At 58.5% G+C, this 19,973-nt stretch carries 19 protein-coding genes and 1 pseudogene; 10 read left to right on the forward strand and 10 right to left on the reverse strand.

Annotated elements, in window-relative coordinates:
* Positions 1-88: 88 nt before the first annotated feature.
* Entirely contained in the window at positions 89-1,330 is a 1,242-nt protein-coding gene (locus AB3X95_RS13195) for an FkbM family methyltransferase (protein WP_368621562.1), read from the reverse strand.
* 395 nt (positions 1,331-1,725) lie between these two features.
* On the reverse strand, positions 1,726-2,658 hold the full coding sequence (locus AB3X95_RS13200) for an MBL fold metallo-hydrolase (RefSeq protein ID WP_368621563.1): 933 nt from the start codon (positions 2,656-2,658) through the stop codon (positions 1,726-1,728).
* A 363-nt stretch (positions 2,659-3,021) separates the two neighbouring features.
* On the opposite strand from AB3X95_RS13200, the gene AB3X95_RS13205 reads away from it, so the two are divergent.
* Entirely contained in the window at positions 3,022-3,777 is a 756-nt protein-coding gene (locus AB3X95_RS13205; RefSeq protein ID WP_368621564.1) for an SDR family oxidoreductase, read from the forward strand.
* Positions 3,778-3,906: 129 nt separating this feature from the next.
* Here AB3X95_RS13205 and AB3X95_RS13210 read toward each other — a convergent pair whose 3' ends face one another.
* The 5 genes from AB3X95_RS13210 to AB3X95_RS13230 all read right to left on the reverse strand — a co-directional run bounded on the left by AB3X95_RS13210 (position 3,907) and on the right by AB3X95_RS13230 (position 8,134).
* Positions 3,907-4,365, reverse strand: coding sequence for an MEKHLA domain-containing protein (locus tag AB3X95_RS13210; protein ID WP_368621812.1), 459 nt, complete (start codon positions 4,363-4,365; stop codon positions 3,907-3,909).
* A gap of 178 nt (positions 4,366-4,543) precedes the next feature.
* On the reverse strand, positions 4,544-5,380 hold the full coding sequence (locus AB3X95_RS13215) for an alpha/beta fold hydrolase (protein ID WP_176368731.1): 837 nt from the start codon (positions 5,378-5,380) through the stop codon (positions 4,544-4,546).
* A 255-nt stretch (positions 5,381-5,635) separates the two neighbouring features.
* Positions 5,636-6,634: a bestrophin family protein gene (locus tag AB3X95_RS13220; protein WP_184225213.1), complete on the reverse strand. Its 999-nt coding sequence runs from the start codon at positions 6,632-6,634 to the stop codon at positions 5,636-5,638.
* A 207-nt stretch (positions 6,635-6,841) separates the two neighbouring features.
* Positions 6,842-7,414 (reverse strand): YbhB/YbcL family Raf kinase inhibitor-like protein, encoded by a 573-nt coding sequence (locus AB3X95_RS13225; RefSeq protein WP_368621565.1) that lies wholly within the window; start codon positions 7,412-7,414, stop codon positions 6,842-6,844.
* 342 nt (positions 7,415-7,756) lie between these two features.
* Positions 7,757-8,134 carry a response regulator gene (locus AB3X95_RS13230; protein WP_176368733.1) on the reverse strand — a complete coding sequence of 126 codons (378 nt, stop codon included), beginning with the start codon at positions 8,132-8,134 and terminating at the stop codon, positions 7,757-7,759.
* 296 nt (positions 8,135-8,430) lie between these two features.
* Here AB3X95_RS13230 and AB3X95_RS13235 point away from each other — a divergent pair, with 296 nt between their 5' ends.
* The 3 genes from AB3X95_RS13235 (at position 8,431) to AB3X95_RS13245 (ending at position 12,352) form a co-directional block, all read left to right on the forward strand.
* Positions 8,431-9,093: a response regulator transcription factor gene (locus AB3X95_RS13235; RefSeq protein ID WP_184225211.1), complete on the forward strand. Its 663-nt coding sequence runs from the start codon at positions 8,431-8,433 to the stop codon at positions 9,091-9,093.
* 491 nt (positions 9,094-9,584) lie between these two features.
* Positions 9,585-10,328 (forward strand): SDR family NAD(P)-dependent oxidoreductase, encoded by a 744-nt coding sequence (locus AB3X95_RS13240; protein WP_184225210.1) that lies wholly within the window; start codon positions 9,585-9,587, stop codon positions 10,326-10,328.
* A 500-nt stretch (positions 10,329-10,828) separates the two neighbouring features.
* A complete protein-coding gene (locus AB3X95_RS13245) occupies positions 10,829-12,352 on the forward strand; it encodes a PLP-dependent aminotransferase family protein (RefSeq protein ID WP_368621566.1) in 1,524 nt (507 codons plus the stop codon).
* Between the two features lie 84 nt (positions 12,353-12,436).
* On the opposite strand, the gene AB3X95_RS13250 is transcribed toward AB3X95_RS13245, so the two are convergent.
* Positions 12,437-13,474 (reverse strand): LysR family transcriptional regulator, encoded by a 1,038-nt coding sequence (locus AB3X95_RS13250; RefSeq protein ID WP_184225208.1) that lies wholly within the window; start codon positions 13,472-13,474, stop codon positions 12,437-12,439.
* 903 nt (positions 13,475-14,377) lie between these two features.
* On the opposite strand from AB3X95_RS13250, the gene AB3X95_RS13255 reads away from it, so the two are divergent.
* The 3 genes and pseudogenes from AB3X95_RS13255 to AB3X95_RS13265 all read left to right on the forward strand — a co-directional run bounded on the left by AB3X95_RS13255 (position 14,378) and on the right by AB3X95_RS13265 (position 16,501).
* On the forward strand, positions 14,378-14,659 hold the full coding sequence (locus AB3X95_RS13255; RefSeq protein ID WP_260331996.1) for a DUF3331 domain-containing protein: 282 nt from the start codon (positions 14,378-14,380) through the stop codon (positions 14,657-14,659).
* Between the two features lie 409 nt (positions 14,660-15,068).
* Positions 15,069-15,698: pseudogene (locus AB3X95_RS13260) on the forward strand (cytochrome c).
* On the forward strand, positions 15,695-16,501 hold the full coding sequence (locus AB3X95_RS13265; protein WP_368621567.1) for a cytochrome c: 807 nt from the start codon (positions 15,695-15,697) through the stop codon (positions 16,499-16,501). The pseudogene AB3X95_RS13260 and the gene AB3X95_RS13265 overlap by 4 nt, the downstream one beginning before the upstream one ends.
* 58 nt (positions 16,502-16,559) lie before the next feature.
* Here AB3X95_RS13265 and AB3X95_RS13270 read toward each other — a convergent pair whose 3' ends face one another.
* Entirely contained in the window at positions 16,560-16,868 is a 309-nt protein-coding gene (locus tag AB3X95_RS13270; RefSeq protein ID WP_368621568.1) for an ATP-binding protein, read from the reverse strand.
* Between the two features lie 89 nt (positions 16,869-16,957).
* Between AB3X95_RS13270 and AB3X95_RS13275 the strand changes: the two genes are divergently transcribed.
* The 3 genes from AB3X95_RS13275 to AB3X95_RS13285 all read left to right on the forward strand — a co-directional run bounded on the left by AB3X95_RS13275 (position 16,958) and on the right by AB3X95_RS13285 (position 19,526).
* Positions 16,958-17,437 (forward strand): carboxymuconolactone decarboxylase family protein, encoded by a 480-nt coding sequence (locus tag AB3X95_RS13275; protein WP_176368746.1) that lies wholly within the window; start codon positions 16,958-16,960, stop codon positions 17,435-17,437.
* A gap of 66 nt (positions 17,438-17,503) precedes the next feature.
* The gene (locus AB3X95_RS13280) at positions 17,504-17,923 is read left to right on the forward strand and encodes a cupin domain-containing protein (RefSeq protein WP_176368747.1); all 420 of its coding nucleotides are present in this window, start codon (positions 17,504-17,506) and stop codon (positions 17,921-17,923) included.
* 706 nt (positions 17,924-18,629) lie between these two features.
* Positions 18,630-19,526, forward strand: coding sequence for a LysR family transcriptional regulator (locus AB3X95_RS13285; RefSeq protein WP_176368748.1), 897 nt, complete (start codon positions 18,630-18,632; stop codon positions 19,524-19,526).
* A 191-nt stretch (positions 19,527-19,717) separates the two neighbouring features.
* Here the strand turns inward: AB3X95_RS13285 and AB3X95_RS13290 are convergent, their stop codons facing one another.
* Positions 19,718-19,897 carry a catalase-related domain-containing protein gene (locus AB3X95_RS13290; protein ID WP_311733446.1) on the reverse strand — a complete coding sequence of 60 codons (180 nt, stop codon included), beginning with the start codon at positions 19,895-19,897 and terminating at the stop codon, positions 19,718-19,720.
* Positions 19,898-19,973 lie beyond the last annotated feature (76 nt).

Consider the following 19,973-nt stretch of genomic DNA (forward strand, 5'->3'; position numbering starts at 1 on the left):
GCGGTCGTGGCATCGGTGTCCCAGTACACGTCGTGCCAGGCAGCGCGATCGAGTAGAGCGCCATTACGTCTGTGCGCAGCGGCAACCACTAGTTGAGATGCTTGTTAACCGCCAGAAAAATCAACTGGGATTCGTTGCCTTTATGGCTCACGGTAAAGCCGTTTTGCTCGAGGAACCGCAAAAAGGCCAAACCGTCACCCCTATCAGATCCACCTGCCTCGCCAACGATCACGCGAACCTTCTGTGACAACAGTCGGCCGTGCGGAAACAAAATGGCATGCTCCGAGCCTTCGACATCAATCTTCAACAAATCCAGGATTTCCGACGAAAAGCCCCGCAGTAGCGTCGGAAAATCCGTTACGGGGACCTCGACCGTCTCCGCTGAGGAATGCTCGACCATGTTCAGCTTATTTCCGCCAGTGTTGTCGGAGCTAATAAACAGCGTGCCCACACCAGATGCCGAAGACACCGCCATCTCCTTCAGCTCGATCGAAGATTGGAGCTGGTTGAGGTCGATGTTCTTCCGAATCAACTCGGCATTACGAGGTGCCGGCTCGACAATGATTATCTGCATGGGCTGTTTCAACAGCGCACTGACCTGGATAGAGAACGAACCGATATGGCCACCGAGGTCGAGTACGGTAGTGCCATGGAAGTCGATTCCTGACAGTGGGTCGAGATATTCGGACCTTACCTCATCGACAATACCCTCATCCATTGTGCCGGTTCGCACCGCAAACTGAAAACCGTACCTGCTTACGATGACTACGTCGCCCGGCGCCTTGTTGTCCGCCACTTGCTCCGCGAGTTGCCTCGGTGACTCGGGATTGGGCACCGTACTGAGGCGGAGACCCCTGTCGGCAATAACGATATAGGCGCCATTCGCAAACGGGACTTGCATCTGCGCGATCCTCTGTGCGTACTGTGGCGGAATCTGATTCAACATTGCCCGGTTGATTACCATCAAGCGCACCTGCGGAGAATATTCTCCGATAGGACACAGTTCCAGCCTGCCGTTCAGCAACAACGGACGAACCATCCCAAATACCTTTTTCCAGTAGTTTGGGACCGCAATGGTCAACTGATCATCCGATTTCAGAGAATTGAGATTGGGAACAAGCCACATCAGCATCTCGATTGATTGTTCGTCCCCTGCTTGCTTCGCAAGAATCTTCACGGCTGAATCATTCTTTTGTTTTCCGAGAAACGGTGGCGCTGCACTGAAGAGCTTCAAGCGAGCGCGAGTATCAATGTAACCAAAGGCACGTCTTAGCAAGTTTCGGGTGCCGCCCGACTTATAAGCCGATGCTATTTTCTGAATCAGTTCCATCTCGAAATGTCTTTTCCGATGACTGCATTAAGAATCTAACGTGCGGCGGGGCGTTTAGCCGCATGCATGTTCTTTATAGGTTACGTGATTTTTGACGTTTCCAGCAATTAATTTCTTTGCTGGCCCGACAAGGCGCGCGTAAAACCTTTGCCTGCATTCTGTTCCGATGTCGCATTGAAGAATTAGCGATAATCGAAGCAATGCCTGGGCGATCACGCGCGATAAGCCACTTCAGTGCCGGGGGCAGACCTCAGCTATGCCGGCATCCTGATGTAGCCGCCCACGCATGAATGGCAGTGGTCGTTAACAAAAAACCGCCACGAGTCTCGTGAACTCGTGGCGGTCTTCCGACAATCGTCGGTCTATACGACGATGGTTGATAGTCGAGGCGTCAATCAGTAGTCCCACTGCACCGGTACGAAACGGAAGCCTTCGCCGTGCTTCGCAACGTGACCGATGGACGGGAATGCGACATGCGCTGCTGCCAGTAGCGAGCCGGTTTCAGCGGCTTCGTTGAATAGCGCGATTCGCACGTCCACAGCCTTTTCAGGATCGTGCTCGAAGCCATTTTGCCAAGCGGGATTATCGAAGCCGACTTCGAAAATTGCGTCGCCTACGAACGTCAGCTTCTCGCCCTTTGATGCGACGTCGACGACGCAGTGCCCCGGCGTGTGCCCGCCCGTCACGCGTGCCGACACGCCCGCCGCGATTTCGACGGTTCGATCGAACCGCACGATATTTTCGCCGTAGAGCTCCACGAACTTTGCAGCAGCCTTGCGAAGCGCCGGAGGAACCGATTCCGGCATCACCGTCTTGCTGAAGTCCGGATTTTTCCAGAACTCCACTTCCGCGGCCGACACGTGAATGCGCACGTCGGGGCGCAGCTTGGCCTTGACGCCAGCAACGTTGAGCCCGCCGACGTGATCCATGTGCATATGCGTAATCACGATATCGGTAATCCCAGCCAGGTCGATGCCAGCCGTTTCCAGGCGCATCACCGACCGACCGGCGCGCGAGAAGTATTCGAAACCGTCGCCCACGCCCGAGTCGATCAGGATCAGGCGTTCGCCGCTGCGCACTAGCGCGATATTCAGCGCCCAGTCGAACATGTCACGTTGCAGGAAACGGCCATCGAACCATTCGTTGCGGTCCGCTTCGCTCACGTTAGTGGACATGGTGGAGGTGGGCAGCGGCAGAACGCCATCGCTGATCAGCACGACGTCGATGTCACCCACGCGCACGGCGTAGCGCGAAGATACGAGTTCGCCTGAATCTTCTTTGCCAAGGTCGGCGATAACCGGCTGCACATTGCGGGTAGTTGCGCTCATCTTCAATAGTCCTGTTGATTAAGTGGGGTAAGCCGCACGGGGCGACGCGGTTCACGAGCACGACCACGAGTTTCGCGCGCTTCGTTGTGCTCGCGTTTCGACTGATCGTGAGAGCGATTTTAGTTAGGCTGGCGAACGTAAGTAGTGTCGCAAATGCGTTTATCGTGTTGTCCGAACGGCAACAATCGAAGCCCCTGTTGATTGATGTTCCGCGCGCAACACTGTGGGTGCCGGCAACGATCTACCGCAGGGAGCAGCGCGTACGTACGATCACTCGTGGATGGACCGTCGTCGCCGCGCACGCCGAATATGGCGCCATACGCGGCGGCAATCTGTAGAGGCAACATCGCACGGAGAAACTACATGAAGCTCATCGTCATTGGCGGTACGGGACTGATCGGCAGCAAGGTGGTGAAGAATCTGCGTGAGCTCGGTCATACCGCCGTCGCGGCTTCGCCGGCAACGGGCGTGAATACGCTCACCACCGAAGGACTGCGCGAGGCGCTCGAGGGGTGCGACGTCGTCGTCGATCTCGCCAATTCACCTTCGTTCGAGGACAACGCCGTTTTGGCCTTCTTCGAAACATCGGGCCGCAATCTGTTCGCGGCGGAAATCGAGTCCGGCGTCCGGCATCACGTCGCGCTTTCTGTCGTCGGCACCGACAGGCTTTCGCAAAGCGGCTATTTCCGCGCCAAGATCGCGCAGGAAAAACTCATTCGCGATTCGGGCGTGCCATACACGATCGTGCATTCCACACAGTTCTTCGAGTTCCTCGGTGGCATTGCGCAATCGGGCACCGAGGGCGACAGCGTCCGGCTCTCGCCCGCTTTCTTCCAGCCAATTTCGTCCGACGACGTGGCCGCGGTCGTGACGGACTTCGCGGTTGGTGAGCCGCGCAACGGCATCGTGGAAATCGCCGGGCCGGAACGCGTTCGACTTGCGGCAATGGTGCGACGCTATCTACAGGCGACGCAAGATAACCGTACGGTCTTCGAAGATGCCAACGCGCGTTACTTCGGCGCGCAACAGCAGGACGACACGCTTGTGCCAGGTCCGCATGCGCGGCTGGGCGCTGTCGATTTCGATGCATGGTTCCGGCAGGCCCAGGCGGCGAAGTAAACGCGACCCATGAAGGCGCGTTTTCAGAGGTCTTAGCGTCGAGCTATTCCACTCGTCGATTAGCGCTCCCCCTGTTTGCCCGTCTGGTAAGGCGGGTTTTTTTTCATACTGGAGTGCCCATACGCACGATCAGATGTCGCGAGTGTGTGGGATGATCACCGCCTGGCCGTGCAGTGTGCCGTTCGCGTCGAGTAGCTGCCACAGTGTGGCTTGCTCGATCATGAAGCGCTCGCCAGACTTGGTAACACGCACGCCCCGGTAGTTCGTCTCGTAGCCGAGCCGCTGCACGCGTTCGAGGAATTGCTGCCGTTCCTCACGATTCGGGGCCTCGGCGGAAAGCCGGGACGGCAGCCTGGTGATTTCATCCCAGCTATATCCAAAGCGGCGCTGTGCGGCCTTGTTGCCGTAAATAAAGACCGGGTCGGGATCGGTATTGTGCGCGAGTACCGCGAATGGGACGTGTTCATAGAGCCATTCGGTCGCTTCGGCAACGGGCATGACGTGCGGAACCAGACTGTGACCGACTAGCCGGGCGTAACTGTCGGAAAGGAGTTGGTAAAAAGACGGATTACGGTGAAGTGGAATCATCGGATTTATATCGACGAAGAACATTGGGGACACTGGATCGCGGAACCCTGATCCAGATTGTCCATGATTGTTGCATCCAGGTCGACCAACCGAGACCTGACGGGGACAACGGTGCTGAGCGGCTGGTCGAAACCATTGCCGCATCGAAAATCCCGCCGAAGCGGGCCTATGTTAAACGTTAGCTGCGCACGAAGGCGAGCAGATCCGCGTTGAGGACCTCGGCGTTCACCGTCAACATGCCGTGCGGAAAAGCCGGGTACGTCTTCAGAGTCCCGTTCTTCAACAGCTTGATCGACTTCAGCGCCGCAGCGGCGATCGGTACGATCTGGTCGTCGTCTCCATGCAGTACGAGCGTCGGGACGGTAATCGCCTTGAGATCTTCCGTCTGGTCAGTTTCCGAGAAGGCTTTGATACCCTCATAGTGCGCTTCCGCACTACCCATCATTGCCTGCCGCCACCAGTTTTGGACCACACCCTGGTACACGGTCGCGCCGGGACGGTTGAAACCGTAAAAAGGACCGGCCGCGACGTCGAGGAAGAACTGGGCTCGATTGTCTGCAAGCGCTTTCCGGAAACCGTCGAAGACTTCGACTGGTAGACCTTCCGGATTTGCGTCAGTCTTGAGCATGAGCGGAGGCACGGCACTGACCAGGACGGCTTTGGCTACTCGTCCCGCCGGCTGCCCGTGTTTCGCTACATACCGGGTTGCCTCGCCGCCGCCCGTCGAATGGCCGATATGCACCGCGTTATGCAGATCGAGTGCTTCAACGACAGCAAAGGCATCGGCAGCGTAATGGTCCATATCATGACCGCCCGAGACCTGCGACGAACGACCATGGCCGCGCCGATCATGCGCGATGACGCGGTAGCCTTTCTGCACGAAGAAAAGCATCTGCGTATCCCAGTCGTCGGAAGAGAGCGGCCAACCGTGATGGAAGACGATGGGCTGGGCGTCCTTTGGACCCCAGTCCTTGTAGAAGATATCGACATTGTCCTTAGTCCTGACGTACGGCATGGTCATGCTCCTTTGACGTTGTCCGCGCTAGGAGACGGATCATCATGATCCGGCGCCCGCGCAACAGAAGTCACCGCTTCGGCACGAACGCTCGCAAAAAGCGGACGAAGCGAAGCGATGTGAAGACAGGCATTGGGACGGAACAAAGACGTACCGTCTGAAACATCGTAGCAGTCGCAAGGGTATGCGAACCATGCTTAATGTTGCCGGATATGCAACACGGTGAGCCGTCCCGCTCGCCTCACCGTCCTCGGGCTACAGGGCGATCGTCTGCTGTTCGAGATCCTCCGTTCGCTCGCCTAGCATCGATCGAACATCGCGCTCGATGTGCGCGCACAGCGTCGAAATCGGCACGTCATTCGCGCTTCCTTCAAACGGGTTTTCAGTGCTGTCGCCCACCTGTTCGAGCGAGGTGTACATCCACGACACGGCCACGCTGAACGGCACGACGAGCCATATCATGTTTCCGTGCATAAAGCCGCTCACGCTGTCGTTGAGCCTGTCGAATTCCCGCAGTAAGCCAAACGGAAAAAGTAGGCAAAAGAAGCGGACGAATAGCGCGCACACGGTTGCGTATTGACGGGGATACGGAAAGTCCTTCAACTGTTCTGCCTTTGCTTGCAAATCAATGAAATCTCCCAACGCGCGTTGAAGTTCCAGATAGAACGACGAATGCAGTTTTCCCGCCGCGTGAAGCTCCTGCAGACTAGCGCCTTGGGCGCTCAGCAGGCTTGTCGCGGCGCTCGGGGAATCGAGCGTGTGCTCGGTCTCCAGCACAGTCAAATATTTGCGCAGCGCTTCTTCGAGACTCCTTTCCCATTCGGGCACCCTGTAGTGCCGACGGTATTCGGTATTGAATCGCTTGCTCATGCTTTCCCACACGCGCGGGCGGCGCAGCGAGTAACGCAATGCAGTGAGCCAGGCGAGATGACGGTCGATCAACTGCCGGCTGGTGCTGTCGTCGTCCAGAAAATCACGGGCAAGCTGGGCCCAGCGCCGGCTTGCGCTCACGATGCCTGTCCAGATCGTTTGGGCATCCATCGCCCTGTTATAGGTCTGAACGTTCTTGAAGCCAACAATGAACGACGTGGCGGTGCCAAGCAGAACGACGATCGTCAGCGGCACTGACAGCCACGCCATGCCGCAAAACTTGAAGAGAATGACGGGCAACGTGCCCCAGATGATGAGGGCATAGATTTGCCTTCTCGTCCAGAACAGGAATTCCGATAACTTATAAGATTTGCCGAGGTGCATGGCGCGGTTACCTGGTGACGCGGTGACGTTCGCCTGCGATTGACTCTTGCGCGGACAGTCGCTTGAGGGCTCAGGCGGGATAAGGCCTTTCGACTCGCACGTGAAGGATGCAAGCAGGCACGCAGAGCATGAACTGTGCATCCATCATCTGACGCTCCGTGGGGCTACCTCGGCTCGTCGCTGACATGAATCCGCGCGGGACGCAGTTCAGTTCGGCGCACTCTGGTACGTTGCGACGAAGCGCGCCTGTGCGACGATCTTGCCGTGCATCTGAAACGCAACGAGCGCCGGACTCGACGCAGCACTGACGTCGATATGTGGCACGTCAAGTGCGTACGCTGTGACCACATAGCGATGCGGCTTGCCTTGCGGCGGACAGGGCCCGCCGTACTTTGATATGCCAAAGTCAGTCAGTGTCTCGATGGCGCCAGCCGGCAGCAGTTGTCCGTTACCGGAGGCGCCTTTCGGAAGCGACGTCTGCGAGGGCGGTATGTTGGCAACCGCCCAGTGAGTCCAGCCCAGACCGCCCGTCGGCGCATCGGGATCGTGGATGGTCACGACGACGCTGCGGGCTTCGGCCGGCAGGTGCGACCAGGACACACCGGGCGACACGTTCTCGCCGTGGCAACCGAATCCGCTGTACACCTGTTCATTCGTGAAGCGGCCATGATCGAGGTCGGCAACTTTGAGGGAAAACGGTTCAGCGGCGGCGACCGCGGGCAGCGTTGCGACTAGCGCGCATACGCAGACAGCTTTTCGTGGCAGGACAAAGAGTCCCATGTCAGCCTCCTGTGATTGAAGAAAGTCCAGTGACGTTGCTGCCAGACGGTATCGCGCGCCGGTGCTTGGCAGAAGCCGGTCCACAGAAACCACTGTGTTGCCTCGTGCGCAACAAGCACTATTCGGTGAGCGTGATGCAATTCCAGAGGGTGCCCGCTCAGTGCGGATGTCTGGTCAACGAGGGCGCCAGGGGGGGACTGGCGTTCAACGGGACGATGGCCGATTCTCGGTTGTTCGAATCGATCCAGAACCAATGCGGGATTGCGGCTGGTTACTTCGCGCGATCACACAAACTGTGTGCGGCTTGAAGGAAGGTTGCGCGCTTACCTGACGCTCATTACGCTAACTGGAACGCGTGCTCGTGACCGCCTCGATGGCAGCTGTCAGTTCTTTGGCACTCAAAGGCTTGGTCAGAAACACACAGGCGCCCGTGGCTAGCGCTTCCTGCTGCAGTTCAGGCTTCGGATAGGCGGAGACAAATACTGTTGGTATGGACCGTCCGGTTTCGATCAGACGCAGAGTCAATTCGAAGCCCGACATGTCGGGCATCTCTACGTCCGAAATGATGCAATCGGGCTGCGTTTCTCCGGTACGTGTCAACAGGTCCGCTCCAGACTGGAAGGTCAAGACAACGTAATCGAGCGATCTGAGCAGGCTTGAGAGTCCCGATCGAAACGAGGGATCGTCATCAACGACCCAGATTACCTGTGGCGAGCGCAATTAGCCTTCTCCCAGTCCGCGCCGGCTGCGACGGTTTGGCCGCCCTGTCGTGTGTGCGCAAACGAAGGATACTCAACATAGAGCCCGGTTGAAAGCATACCCAGGTATATCGAGAGGTTCGTGCGGGTCGTGGGTGGCATGCGGGAGGCGAGTGAGCTACGTGCTGCAGCGGGCGGTGCCGGCGATGTCGGCACCGCCTCGCCAGAATCCTACATTTAAATTACACTTCGGGAGGCAGTTTAAATCTTGGTGCGCAACCGATGCGTTGTGCACATCAATACAGGAAAGGAACGCGAATGGAGAAAACTACCTTTCCAGCCGTGGCTAGCACCGACGGTGCAATTGTCTATGTAATTGACGACGACGCGTCGCTTCGCTCGTCGCTCTCGAGCTTACTGCGTTCGTGCGGATATTCGGTGCGAACCTTTGAGCGGATCCGGGATTTCATTTCGGCTGAAAAACCAGGGGTTCCAAGCTGCCTGCTACTGGACGTTCGCCTGCAGGGGGAGAGTGGTTTGACGTTCCAGTTGAGCGCGAGAAGGCATCAGGTCGACATGCCAATTATCGTCATGACTGCCCATGCGGATATTGAAATGTCGGTGGAGGCCATGAAAGCCGGCGCCGTTGATTTCCTGACCAAACCTGTCCGGGAGCAACGTGTTATTGACGTTGTTTCATCGGCGATCGGTCGTCATGCCGAGCAACTGGAGAAATCTCTGACAAGGGTTTCGCTTCTGGCGCGTTACGAGACGCTGACCGTGCGGGAGCGTGAAGTGATCTGGTACGTTGTGAAGGGGCTTTTGAACAAGCAGATCGCTGCTGAAATGAACTTGAGCGAAATCACCATCAAGATGTACCGTGGCGCTGCGATGAAGAAGCTTGAAGCGTTATCGCTTCCCGATCTGATCAGAAAGACGGACATCATCAAGGGTTGTGTCTCGACGAAACAGGAATGGTGAGCAGGCTGCGACGCAGCACGACTGCTTACGGCAACGCTGAACAAGCCGTTGTATTCACCGGTTCGGCCAGCACGCCGAAGGCGCGATTGGCGTTCTTCGCCAGACCTCGATAGCGCACCTTCGCGAAGCCTGACAGCGCGGCGCTATGTCTTCCCGCCGGACGGAACAGGCTTCGCGTGCGCAATTGTAGTGAACCGATTTCCGCGCATTTATGACATCGCGTACAAACAGTTGATCCGATTTTTCATGAAACAGATCATCCTGATCGATTTAGTATTTTATCTCTGCTGCTCTGGATTTTCCCTCATCTTCGATATGGCTATCTAACTAGCCGATCTTGTCGAGGAAGTAAAATAATCGATATCCGATTGGAAATTGTGATCTTGATCATCATGCGTTGAATTTTGATTTAGTGCTTCACTCTTATTGCCATGATTTTCTGAAGGACCAATCTGTCCTACAGAAAAACAGCCGCCAGGAAGGAAAGAACGATGCTTAATGATTTTGAAGGTCGTCTTGCTGTGGTCACGGGAGCGAGTTCCGGAATTGGGCTTGCGACTACCCGTCGCCTATTAAACAATGGGGCGCGCGTGCTGGCGATGAGTCGAACGAAAGGGGGTTTGGCCGCATTGCAGTCGACATTCGACGAGAGGCTCGTATGGATCAAAGGGGACGTCACACGAAGTGACGATCTCGAGTTGCTTTCTGCGGAGGCCCAGCGGCTCGGTCCGATCGACTTTCTGGTGCCGAATGCAGGCATCGCTATATTGGACGACGGTCTTGAAGCCGCGGCGTTCGAGCGTCAATGGGCGGTGAACGGAGCGGGTGCGCTGAACACGCTTTCAGTGGTGCGAGAACAGTTGGCGAAACCTGCGTCGGTTGTGTTCATCGGGACGTTTCTGTCGCAGACAACATTTCCGGGTCTCGGCGCGTATATAGCATCAAAGGCGGCAGTCAAGGCGCATGCGAGGACACTCGCAGTGGAACTGGCATCACATGGCATCAGAATCAATCTGGTCTCGCCGGGACCAACCGCTACAGCAATCTGGTCCTCGTTGGGCTTGCCAGATAATCAGCTTTCCGCGATTGCGGAACGAGTCAATCGGCGTTTGCTTCCTGGCCGCTTCCTCGAGGCCGATGCGGTAGCCGACACAATCATGTTTTTGCTGTCGCCGGCGTCTCGCGGGATATATGGTCAGGACTTGATAGTCGATAATGGCTATACGTTGGGCTAGGACATTTGTCTTCGGCCGCGCGTCTGCACTCAGACGGCTATTCCGCTGAAGTACTTTGGGGACCCAACATCGCATTCAAACTGAACGCGATGTTGCGTTGCTGTCTCTCGGTCGGCTTGTTTAAGCCTTGTTCAAGCGCGCCGAGAATCGATTTGTCGTATCCTGACGCACCATTCCATCCGCCTGCGTCTCGCACACGACAAGGTTCGCGTTTGCATGGCCATCCATGCGCAAACGGCTTCGCAGCGAGAGCTCGACATCAACTGCGGTTTCAGACCGGCGAACGAGTGGGTAGCGATAGACCCGCAGGCTGACCCGCGGCCTTTCCTGGGCGCTTGAAACGGGTGGCGAGCGCGACATGCGGGCCGCCGAGCCCGTGGTCGATACTCCGACGCCCGCCCATGCCTCGCCCTCCACTCGTTAGGCCACGCTCCTACACTGTCTGTAATCCCGAGGTCACCAAAAACGTCACCTCTGCTTCGTTCGCACGCGAGACCGTAATGACCGCACCGTTACCGGCATTGACCATCGAGATCGACCCGCAACATGAGTTGCCGATCTATCTGCAAATCTGCGAGCGCTTCCGGACTGCGATCGCCGCGGGGAATCTGCGCCCCGGAGACCGCGTGCCCGCATTGCGCGGTCTGGCCACGCAGCTGAATACCGCACTAGGCACGGTTGAACGCGCGTACACGACCCTCGTCGGCGAGGGCTACCTGCAGGTGCGCGGCGCGGCGGGCACCTTCGTGTCGCCATCGCTTCCGGTGGCGGCGATGCGATCGTCAAGGCTGCAAACCGTTCGGAACTCGCTCGACAGGCCTCGCGCGGTCGCAGGCGGAGTAACGACTGAGCCGGTCGCGCCGCACGGCAGTCAATCGACGCTGTATCGACCGGTCGTTCCCTTCAGCGGCGAACCGCTGCCGTTACAACCGGGCTTGCCTGCGCTCGACGCTTTTCCGCGCAAGGTCTGGAACCGGCTGTTCTCGTTTCGCGTACGCAGCGGCGAACGTGCGGCACTCGCTTATCCAGCGCCGGCCGGCTACCAGCCACTGCGCGAACACATCGCTACGCATCTCGGGCTGTCGCGCGGCGTCACCTGCCTGCCCGAACAGGTGTTCGTGACCGGGAGTTACCGCGCGACGCTCGAACTCGTGATGCGCAGTCTCGCATCCGCAGGCGATCGCATGTGGTTCGAAGATCCCGGCTATCTGCTCGCACGCAGCTTTCTGGCCGATGCCGGCGTGCGGCTCGTGCCGGTGCCGGTCGATCGTGAAGGGATCGACGTCGAGCGCGGCATACAACTGGACGCACAGGCACGCTTTGCACTCGTTACCCCGTCCCATCAGAGTCCGCTCGGGCACACGCTGTCACTCGCGAGGCGGATCGCACTGCTCGATTGGGCGGAGAACGCCTCTAGCTGGATCCTGGAAGACGACTACGACAGCGAATTCCGCTACACGGGCCGGCCTTTGCCGGCTTTGAAGAGCATTGACCGGCACGGTCGCGTGATCTATTGCGGCACCTTCAGCAAGGTGATTTTCCCGGGCTTACGGCTCGCGTATGTGGTCGTGCCGGAACGGGCGATCGAGAGCGTCGAGCGGGTGACGCACAGTATGAACGCAGGCGCTTCGACATTGCTGCAGGCGGTTGCTTCAGATTTCATCGGGCAGGGACATTTCGCGCGCCATCTGAAGCGTATGCGCGCGTTGTACGGGGAGCGTCGCATGCTGATCGTGGACGGGTTGAAGCGGGCGTTCGGAGAACGACTGATGGTCGATCCACCATCGGGCGGAGTGCAGTTTGCGACCCGATTCGCCGAAGGCCCCAATGGCCCAATCGACGATGTCGCAGTTGCCGCGCGCGCCCGCGAGGCCGGACTTGCGGTCCTGCCGCTTTCGAGCTGGTACGCGGATGGCCGCACACCGCACACTCCGCGCGGTCTGGTGATGGGCTTTGCGAACGTTGCCGACGCGCGGGAGGCTGAGCGTCTCGCGCAATTGTTGCGAGCCTGCCTGGACGGCTGACATCACGAATCGATCAAGCCTTGCGACCGTTTAAATCATGGAACGGTCCGGATAGCGTGCAACGCTGTCGCCGCCGGTCGGACACTACGCGGGCATCGCCGCAATGCAGTTCATAGCCTCGCTCGCATTGGTGCGGTTCAGGTTATTCAGATCGAGTGCCCGGATCTGCTCAGTCATGAAATCGATAAAGACGCGGACCCGGATCGGCAGGTGTTCACGGCAAAGGTAGCAAATGTAGTAGCCACGCTCCTTCGACAGATGCTGGGTCAACGTCATCACAAGCTCCTGGCGCCTCGCGTAGTCCCAGATCTGATGCGCCGGCATCTGCGCAATGCCGCGACCACCGAGGACGGCATCGCGTACGAGATCCGCGTCATTGAACGTCAACTTGGAGGGCGGGAGGAATTTTTGAGTCCGGCCCTCCACCATGAACTCCCACTCGACGACTCGCCCAGTTGACTGTTTCATGTTGATGCACTCGTGCTGGCCAAGCTCGCCGAGGCTGGAAGGAAGTCCGTGCCGCTCGGCGTAGGCACGCGACGCGCAAACGATGAGCTGCATCGGAATCAGCCGCTTTGCGACGATGCGGGAGTCTGTGAGGTGTCCATCGCGGAACGCGACATCGATCTGGCCACCGGCGAAATCCACCGGTTTGTCATCGAGAAGCAGTTCGACCGAGATGTCCGGGTAGAGCTCGGAGAACTTCAACAATAGCGGCGCGACCACATTGCGCCCGAACCCGATGCCCGATGAGACCCGCAGCAAGCCACGAGGCGGACCGTGGCGCAGGTCGAGCATGTCGTTGACGGCCCCGACGATATGAGCCACACCAAGATTGCAGTGCTCAAAAAAGCGCTCTCCCTCGCGCGTCAGGCGCGTGGTTCTCGTCGTTCGAAGGAACAGACGTGTGCTGAGCTGCTTCTCGAGCCGCTGGACACTGCGCGAGACGCTCGAGCGTCCAACTCCAAGTCGCTCGCCCGCTTTGGCAAAACTCCCTTCTTTAGCAACCGCCATGAACGTGACGATGCCTGCATAGCTGCTCGCAAAGCAGTTTAAGAAAGGATCGGCGTGGTTCAGAAAATCGGCAGGAAAGGCGGGTGGCGAGATATTCAATTGATTCATGAAACGCTCCAAAGCTATTCGACTTGCGGACGTTGAGACGCATGGGCATGTCGTCCCGTGCGAACGGGACAGAGCTCCACAGCGATCGTTTCCCCAAGCCAAGTTACTTCGCACGCGTACCTCATACCAGTCTACGATCGTACGGACCCCGCATACCTTTGTTTGGTCAAGTGTTTCGATTCAAAATCGACCGTCACTAATTGACTATCGAGAAATTAGAGAGGTGGAAATCGGGAGCCAGATTCGATAACAACGCTGTATTGGACATCGGGTAAGAGGGCGAAGCCGACACTTGCCATCGTGCGTGATTGCAGAGCACTAAAACGCTTACCCTGCATGACGCCGAAATGACGCGAACGACAGTGGACCGTTCATCCCTATGATGAGATGACGGTACGGTGGTCTCTACTATACGAAGGTATGAGCGTTCCAATCCGGTAAGTAGCTTATGCCAATTCAAAGTAGGGTGGCGACGTGGGTCTATCAGGGATACCGTTGATCATGACGATTCAGCCTGCATTTGCATCTGTTCAGCACGGAGATCGGACTAGCAATAGGAAGAAGGACCATGAAACCTGCCTGACTGTGCCCCGCCCACAACCGCAAGACCGATTCGAGTAGAGCGCCAGCCGACCGATACCGACGGCAATCCTCTGATGTGTTTGTGCGGCGAGGGGTGCCGAAATGCCGAAATGGCGTATGACCGGCGTAATCGAATTCGTCGATTCGCCTCTCGCAGCCGCGTGACGAGCACCAATCATTCGAACTTGGGGAACCCGTATGGTATTGGAACAATCGGATATTTGCGATCCATGGGCGAGGACCGTCGGGTTGCTGGGGCAATTGTCGGACGAGCTACCCGTAAACGGCGAAACGAGCGTTACTGCTTTGTTCAAGCGGGAAATGCAGAACGTGTCAACGGCACCGGTCGTGGGCGTCAAGGTACGGCTGCTAGAGCGTTCGACTGCCACGCGAGTTACGCTCGCCTGGAGTGATCCCTTGCGTTGTGCTTACCATGATCAGGAGTGGCATCTGACTCGCGCACGCCACTCGGGAGTTTGCGCGATAAGTGGAATGAAAATCCGCCGGGGTGAGATCGTTTATCGCCCTCGGGCAACGCGCCCGAGGATGCCGCTCAACGCGAATGCGATGATTCATCCCATTGCGTTACAGGGCGATCAGTGAAGCCACTGGAACGAAAACGCCAGGATTCGATCGATGGTCACAGTTCGTTATCGGCTGTAGGCGGCTCCATCACAACCCATACGTTATCGATGAAGAAAGCGTGCTGTGATTGTTGCTTTTCTGGAAACTCAGAAGCATGCACTGCTGATCTGCTATCGGGGACAAGGCATCCATATGATGGTGAGTCAGATCCGAGCCGCCCGGTAGATGGCTCGGTTGAACGCTGCGAAATGCCTCTGACCTTTTTGTACATTGCGATGCACTACTTCGCACACAGAGATCGCTGAACTTTCTTTATTTTTCCGTGAGACTTGTCGTGCATCGCGCATTTACGACCGCGTCGCTCTTCGTGTTGCTATGCCTCGCATCAGCGTGCGTATTCGCCCAGTCATCCGCTTCGTCCTCCGCGATGGACGAGCGTATGCGCGCCTGCACGTCGTGCCATGGTGTACAGGACTAGGGGCGCAGCAACGACTACTTCCCCCGCATTGCCGGCAAGCCTGCTGACTATCTGTTTAATCAGCTGTCCGCGTTTCGCGACGGCGGCCGGACCTATCCGCCGATGAGTTACCTGCTGGCGTTTCTGACCGACGAAGATCTGCGCAGGATCGCCCAGTACTTCGCTGGCTTTCAGCCTCCGTATCCCGATCCCGATACTGCCGCGGTGCCGCCCGATGTGCTCGACCACGGCAAGCAACTCGTGATGAACGGCGATGCGTCACGCAAGCTGCCTGCGTGCGCGGCGTGTCACGGAGCCCGCCTGACCGGCGCGAAGCTCGGCGTGCCCGGCCTGCTCGGTCTCTGTGCGAGCTATATCGCCGGGCAGATGGGGACATGGCGCTCGGGCACGCGACACGCACTCGCGCCCGACTGCATGCACGAGATTGCCGCCAGGCTGAATGATCGCGATATCTATGCGGTTTCCAGCTGGCTCGCGCGGCAGCCTCGGCCCGACGATCCCTGGCCGTCGCCGGCAGGCGGTTTAAAACTGCCGCTAGCATCCGGGAATCCGGCCGTTGCCGTGGGAGCACCGCGATGAAACAGGAACGCGTGTTCAGCCTTCGCAACCCGTGGTTTGCCGTGAGCGCCGGCGGGACATTTCTCGTCGCTGTCCTCGCGATTCTCATTGGCTTCGTCTGGTTGCCATCGATGCAGCGCGACTTCACGGCGAACGAGCTGTGGAGCGCGATCTGTAGCGCGGCGGGTGTGCCATCGTCGGGGTCAAAGGGCAGCGACATCGTGCCTGACGCACCACCGAGCAATGTCGTCGTGCTGCCGCCGCTGCGCGCCGTGCGCATCAACGCGGTTTCGAGCGGACGCGGCGCCACGCTCGCCACGCAGCGTGGCTCGATGTGCCACGGCGCGCAGAGCCCGGCCGGCATAACGGCTCCAGCGCTCGCTGGCCAGTATGCCGATGCGATCTACAAGGAACTGCGCGACTTTCAGAACGGCGCACGGGAGAGCGCGATCATGCAGCCGATCATCGCGAGCCTGAGTGACCAGGACCTGCACGATGTCGCCGAATACTATTCGAGCCAGCCACGCCATACGCAGGCGCAGGAAGCGGGCAGCCGCGATTACGGCGCCGCTCACGCGCTTGCGATGCAAGGCGCGCCGATCCGCAATATCGCTCCTTGTGCAGCGTGCCACGGCACGATCGACCGCAAGGGCGCGGCGCCCTCGCTCGACGGGCAGTCAGCCTCGTATCTTGCCGCGCAGATGCGCGCGTTTGCCGGCGGCACCCGGCGTAACGACATCGGCGAGCAAATGCGCAACGTCGCGCGGCAACTTCGACCCGAAGAGATCGACGGTCTCGCAAAGTATTACGCGGCTCGGCCGTGAATGCGCGATTTGGGCGACCGACTGCGCAGCCGGGTGTTTTCAGGCAAATCCCCGACGACTACGACGAAACGCCGGGATGCCTGGGTAGCCTGAACTGAACGCACACGCCGCGTGGGGAGCACTCACTGACCCACAGCCGGCCGCGGTGCGCATCGATGATCGAACGACAGATCGAAAGCCCCATGCCGAGGTGACCGTCCGCGTGAAGACGAAACGCCGGCGGCGGCGTGGATCTGCTCAGAGCGAACATTTCACCCCGGAGTGCCGCTGCGCGACACCCCGGCTCACGCGAAAAGGTCACCCAGTCTGATTGGTGCTGGCCGAGCAACATCGTGAGCCGGTTGCCGCGTCTACCGGCTGGGGTCATGGGGTCCTAAGATGCCTTCGTGCGGGCTCGATGCTGCTGAACGCATCCCCCACGCCACACATACCTGCTCATTTCAACCAGGAGGCATCATGTCGCAGCGTATCAACTACATCCAGCAATCGCCGGAACTATTCAAGAAGTTTCTGGAGTTCAGCAACCTGTTGAAAGAGAGCGCGATCGAAGAATCGGTTCGCGATCTCGTATCGATTCGCGCTTCGCAACTCAACGGGTGTGCGTTTTGCCTCGACATGCACGTAAAGGAAGCAAAGATTCACGACGAGCGCGAATTGCGCATTCATCATCTCACGGCCTGGCGTGAATCGACGCTGTTCGCTCCGCGTGAACGCGCCGCGCTCGCCTGGACCGAAGTGCTCACGAAGCTTCCGGAGCAAGGTGTGCCTGACGATATCTACGAGCGCGTGCGCACGCAGTTCAGCGAAAAGGAACTCTCGGACCTGACGTTCGACATCATGGCGATCAACGCGTGGAATCGCGTGAACGTTGCGTTCAGGACCGTGCCGGGTTCGGCCGATAAAGCGTACGGCCTCGACAAGGCGAATCTGATCTGAGCGCATCCTCTACACGTTTCGTTGGCGCCGGTCCGCACGGGCCGGCTCATACTGGAGCACACGAATATGCTTCGCCTGAAGAAAGCCCCACTCGTGACCTTGCTTGCCGTGGGCGCGTCGCTGGGCATCGCTCACGCTGGCACGCCCGCTGAGGCCATTGTCACTCCACTGATGACGCAACGGCTTGGCGATTATCCGGGCAAAGAAGCCTTGATGATTAGCGTCGAATATCCACCGGGCGCCGAGGACCCCGTGCATCGCCATCACGCGCACGGTTTCATCTATGTGCTGGAGGGATCCATCGTCATGCAGGTCAAGGGTGGCAAGGAAGTAACGCTGACGCCCGGCCAGACCTTCTACGAAGGTCCGACCGACGTGCATACGGTGGGGCGCAACGCCAGCCAGACGCTGCCGGCGAAGTTCGTCGTGCTGCTGCTCAAGAACCAGGGCGCACCGGTTTTGGTTCCCGAGAAACAGGGCCATTGACTGTCGCGACGGCGGCATCCGCCAAAACGTTCGAACGGGTGAACGCGTCAGCGCACGCGTACCACCTGTTCGTCGCTTGCGTTGTATAGCGGCCCCGGCTCCGGGGCGGCGCACGTTTCTTTTGTGTCGCGACTCAGCAGCGTGCTGCACGTGACGGTCTTCGCATCCTCTCGACCCCGGCATTCGGCGCCAGACTGCAGCGCCGCTGCCGAGTGACTTTCATACACGGTATCCAGAGATTGACGGGCTCATGCCAAGCCTGTCACCCAACACACGTTCAACGAGGCGGGTCTGATTGCGCAGGCACAGTCTGGCGCCGCCGCATTGTCCAATTGCCCGCGATCGAACCACGCATAGCCTCTAAGGCCACGAAGTGCAGCGCCGCGGTACGGCCTTCGCAATAGGTATTCATGACCTAATCAGATTGTCAGTTCTTGTACCTTCCGATTTCGCCGCTGAATTCGTAAAGTTATCCTTTCAACGCGAATCCCGGCGATTTCAACCAGTCATTCGAGTCATGCGATTTGCGATGAACACAGGCACACTTCCCGCGCCGAACCGCGAACTCTGGTTTCAGAAACCGAGCTCGCGCATACCTGAAAGTACGACTTGCAGTTCGTTCGCGGTACTCGGGACACCGCGGACGTAAATCCTGAATTATGAGTATTTGGGCGCGCGCGATCCTACTTAACCGGGGAACCGTAGGGTGGACACATTAGGTACCCTCAGCATATTTGTACACGCGGCGGAGACCCGCAACTTCACGCGAACTGCTCAGCGTCTCGGCCTCTCCGCGTCAGCGATTGCCAAATCGATTGCCCGTCTCGAAGACCGGATGGGCATCCGCCTGTTTCATCGCAGCACCAGAAACGTAATGCTTACCCACGAGGGCGAAATGCTCCTGGAAAGCTGTCGACGCATCATCGAAGAACTGGAGATGATCGAGGAGCGCTTTACCAGGAGCGGAAAGGCTCCGAGCGGCAGGCTACGCGTGATTGCGCAGATTCCCAGTGCCTATCTCGCCCCGGTACTCCGCAAGTTCATCGTTGCCTTTCCAGAAATAGAACTCGATATCGAATGGGGAACTGGCGCTGCCGGTTTGATAGAAAGCGGATTCGACGTTGCAATCTGTCCCGGCCTCGATACAGACTCCCGACTAATGTCGAAGCACCTCGGGTACTCCAGGATTTGTATTGCGGGTGCCGCATCCTATTTCGAGCGCTGCGGAACACCTGCGACACCGCAAGACCTCGCGCATCACGTCTGCATTCATCTGAAAGATGCAGGAAAGCTGATCCGATGGCCACTCGGGCTCAGCGAATCGGACGCCGGCGAGCCGCCTGTCTCTATGGCGGTTTCGATGCTTGGCGCACTGGTCAATCTGGTGGAATGTGGATCCGGCATCGCATGCCTGCCGGAATTCGCGATCGAGCGGCAATTGAAGGATGGATCAATGCGGCGCGTGCTGGGAGACCATGTCTCTGGCAGTTACCAGTGCGTGGCAGTGTGGCCATCCAGTCGGCACATGGCGACGAAAATACGGGCATTCGTGGACTTCGTGGCTAATAACCTATTCAGCGAGGCGAACGGCGACGAAGCCTGACGCTAGCCCTTGGCCCGCCAGCGACGCGAGCCGCTATCCGGCACGTATATGCCTCCAACGATAGCGGCTCCGTGATCTACATGCGATCGGTTCGTTCGCATCAGGCGTTGCAAGTGACGTCGGCCTGCGTGATCGCCAGGATGCCAGACGGCGCCCGCTCAGTCATCTTGACGCGCCCGGAAAAGTACGCATTACTTGTGCGTTTGCAGCTCCGATCGAGTTGCGCTCTCACCCGATGCATCCAGCGCTTCGAGCGCATTTCGAACATCCGCGCCATACAGCGGGTCTGCCCTCGTACAGTGATCTATGTGCAACTCCCGAATCGGGCGTGAAACACCGCGCATTGCGCGTGCGGTGTTCTCGAACAGCAACGAAGGTAAGCACGACCCCGATCTCTACCAGCGTCGAAAAGATGGAATCTATGACTGCAGTCGTCGTTATTTGCTA

Origin of the sequence: Paraburkholderia sp. BR13444 (assembly GCF_040948755.1) — a bacterium.
Lineage (GTDB): Bacteria > Pseudomonadota > Gammaproteobacteria > Burkholderiales > Burkholderiaceae > Paraburkholderia > Paraburkholderia youngii.

Coding starts and splice junctions, on each gene's coding strand:
- AB3X95_RS13195 (WP_368621562.1), bottom strand. CDS start 1,330: ATGGAACTGATTCAGAAAATAGCATCGGCTTATAAGTCGGGCGGCACC.
- AB3X95_RS13200 (WP_368621563.1), bottom strand. CDS start 2,658: ATGAGCGCAACTACCCGCAATGTGCAGCCGGTTATCGCCGACCTTGGC.
- AB3X95_RS13205 (WP_368621564.1), top strand. CDS start 3,022: ATGAAGCTCATCGTCATTGGCGGTACGGGACTGATCGGCAGCAAGGTG.
- AB3X95_RS13210 (WP_368621812.1), bottom strand. CDS start 4,365: ATGATTCCACTTCACCGTAATCCGTCTTTTTACCAACTCCTTTCCGAC.
- AB3X95_RS13215 (WP_176368731.1), bottom strand. CDS start 5,380: ATGCCGTACGTCAGGACTAAGGACAATGTCGATATCTTCTACAAGGAC.
- AB3X95_RS13220 (WP_184225213.1), bottom strand. CDS start 6,634: ATGCACCTCGGCAAATCTTATAAGTTATCGGAATTCCTGTTCTGGACG.
- AB3X95_RS13225 (WP_368621565.1), bottom strand. CDS start 7,414: ATGGGACTCTTTGTCCTGCCACGAAAAGCTGTCTGCGTATGCGCGCTA.
- AB3X95_RS13235 (WP_184225211.1), top strand. CDS start 8,431: ATGGAGAAAACTACCTTTCCAGCCGTGGCTAGCACCGACGGTGCAATT.
- AB3X95_RS13240 (WP_184225210.1), top strand. CDS start 9,585: ATGCTTAATGATTTTGAAGGTCGTCTTGCTGTGGTCACGGGAGCGAGT.
- AB3X95_RS13245 (WP_368621566.1), top strand. CDS start 10,829: ATGACCGCACCGTTACCGGCATTGACCATCGAGATCGACCCGCAACAT.
- AB3X95_RS13250 (WP_184225208.1), bottom strand. CDS start 13,474: ATGAATCAATTGAATATCTCGCCACCCGCCTTTCCTGCCGATTTTCTG.
- AB3X95_RS13255 (WP_260331996.1), top strand. CDS start 14,378: ATGCAGAACGTGTCAACGGCACCGGTCGTGGGCGTCAAGGTACGGCTG.
- AB3X95_RS13265 (WP_368621567.1), top strand. CDS start 15,695: ATGAAACAGGAACGCGTGTTCAGCCTTCGCAACCCGTGGTTTGCCGTG.
- AB3X95_RS13270 (WP_368621568.1), bottom strand. CDS start 16,868: ATGACCCCAGCCGGTAGACGCGGCAACCGGCTCACGATGTTGCTCGGC.
- AB3X95_RS13275 (WP_176368746.1), top strand. CDS start 16,958: ATGTCGCAGCGTATCAACTACATCCAGCAATCGCCGGAACTATTCAAG.
- AB3X95_RS13280 (WP_176368747.1), top strand. CDS start 17,504: ATGCTTCGCCTGAAGAAAGCCCCACTCGTGACCTTGCTTGCCGTGGGC.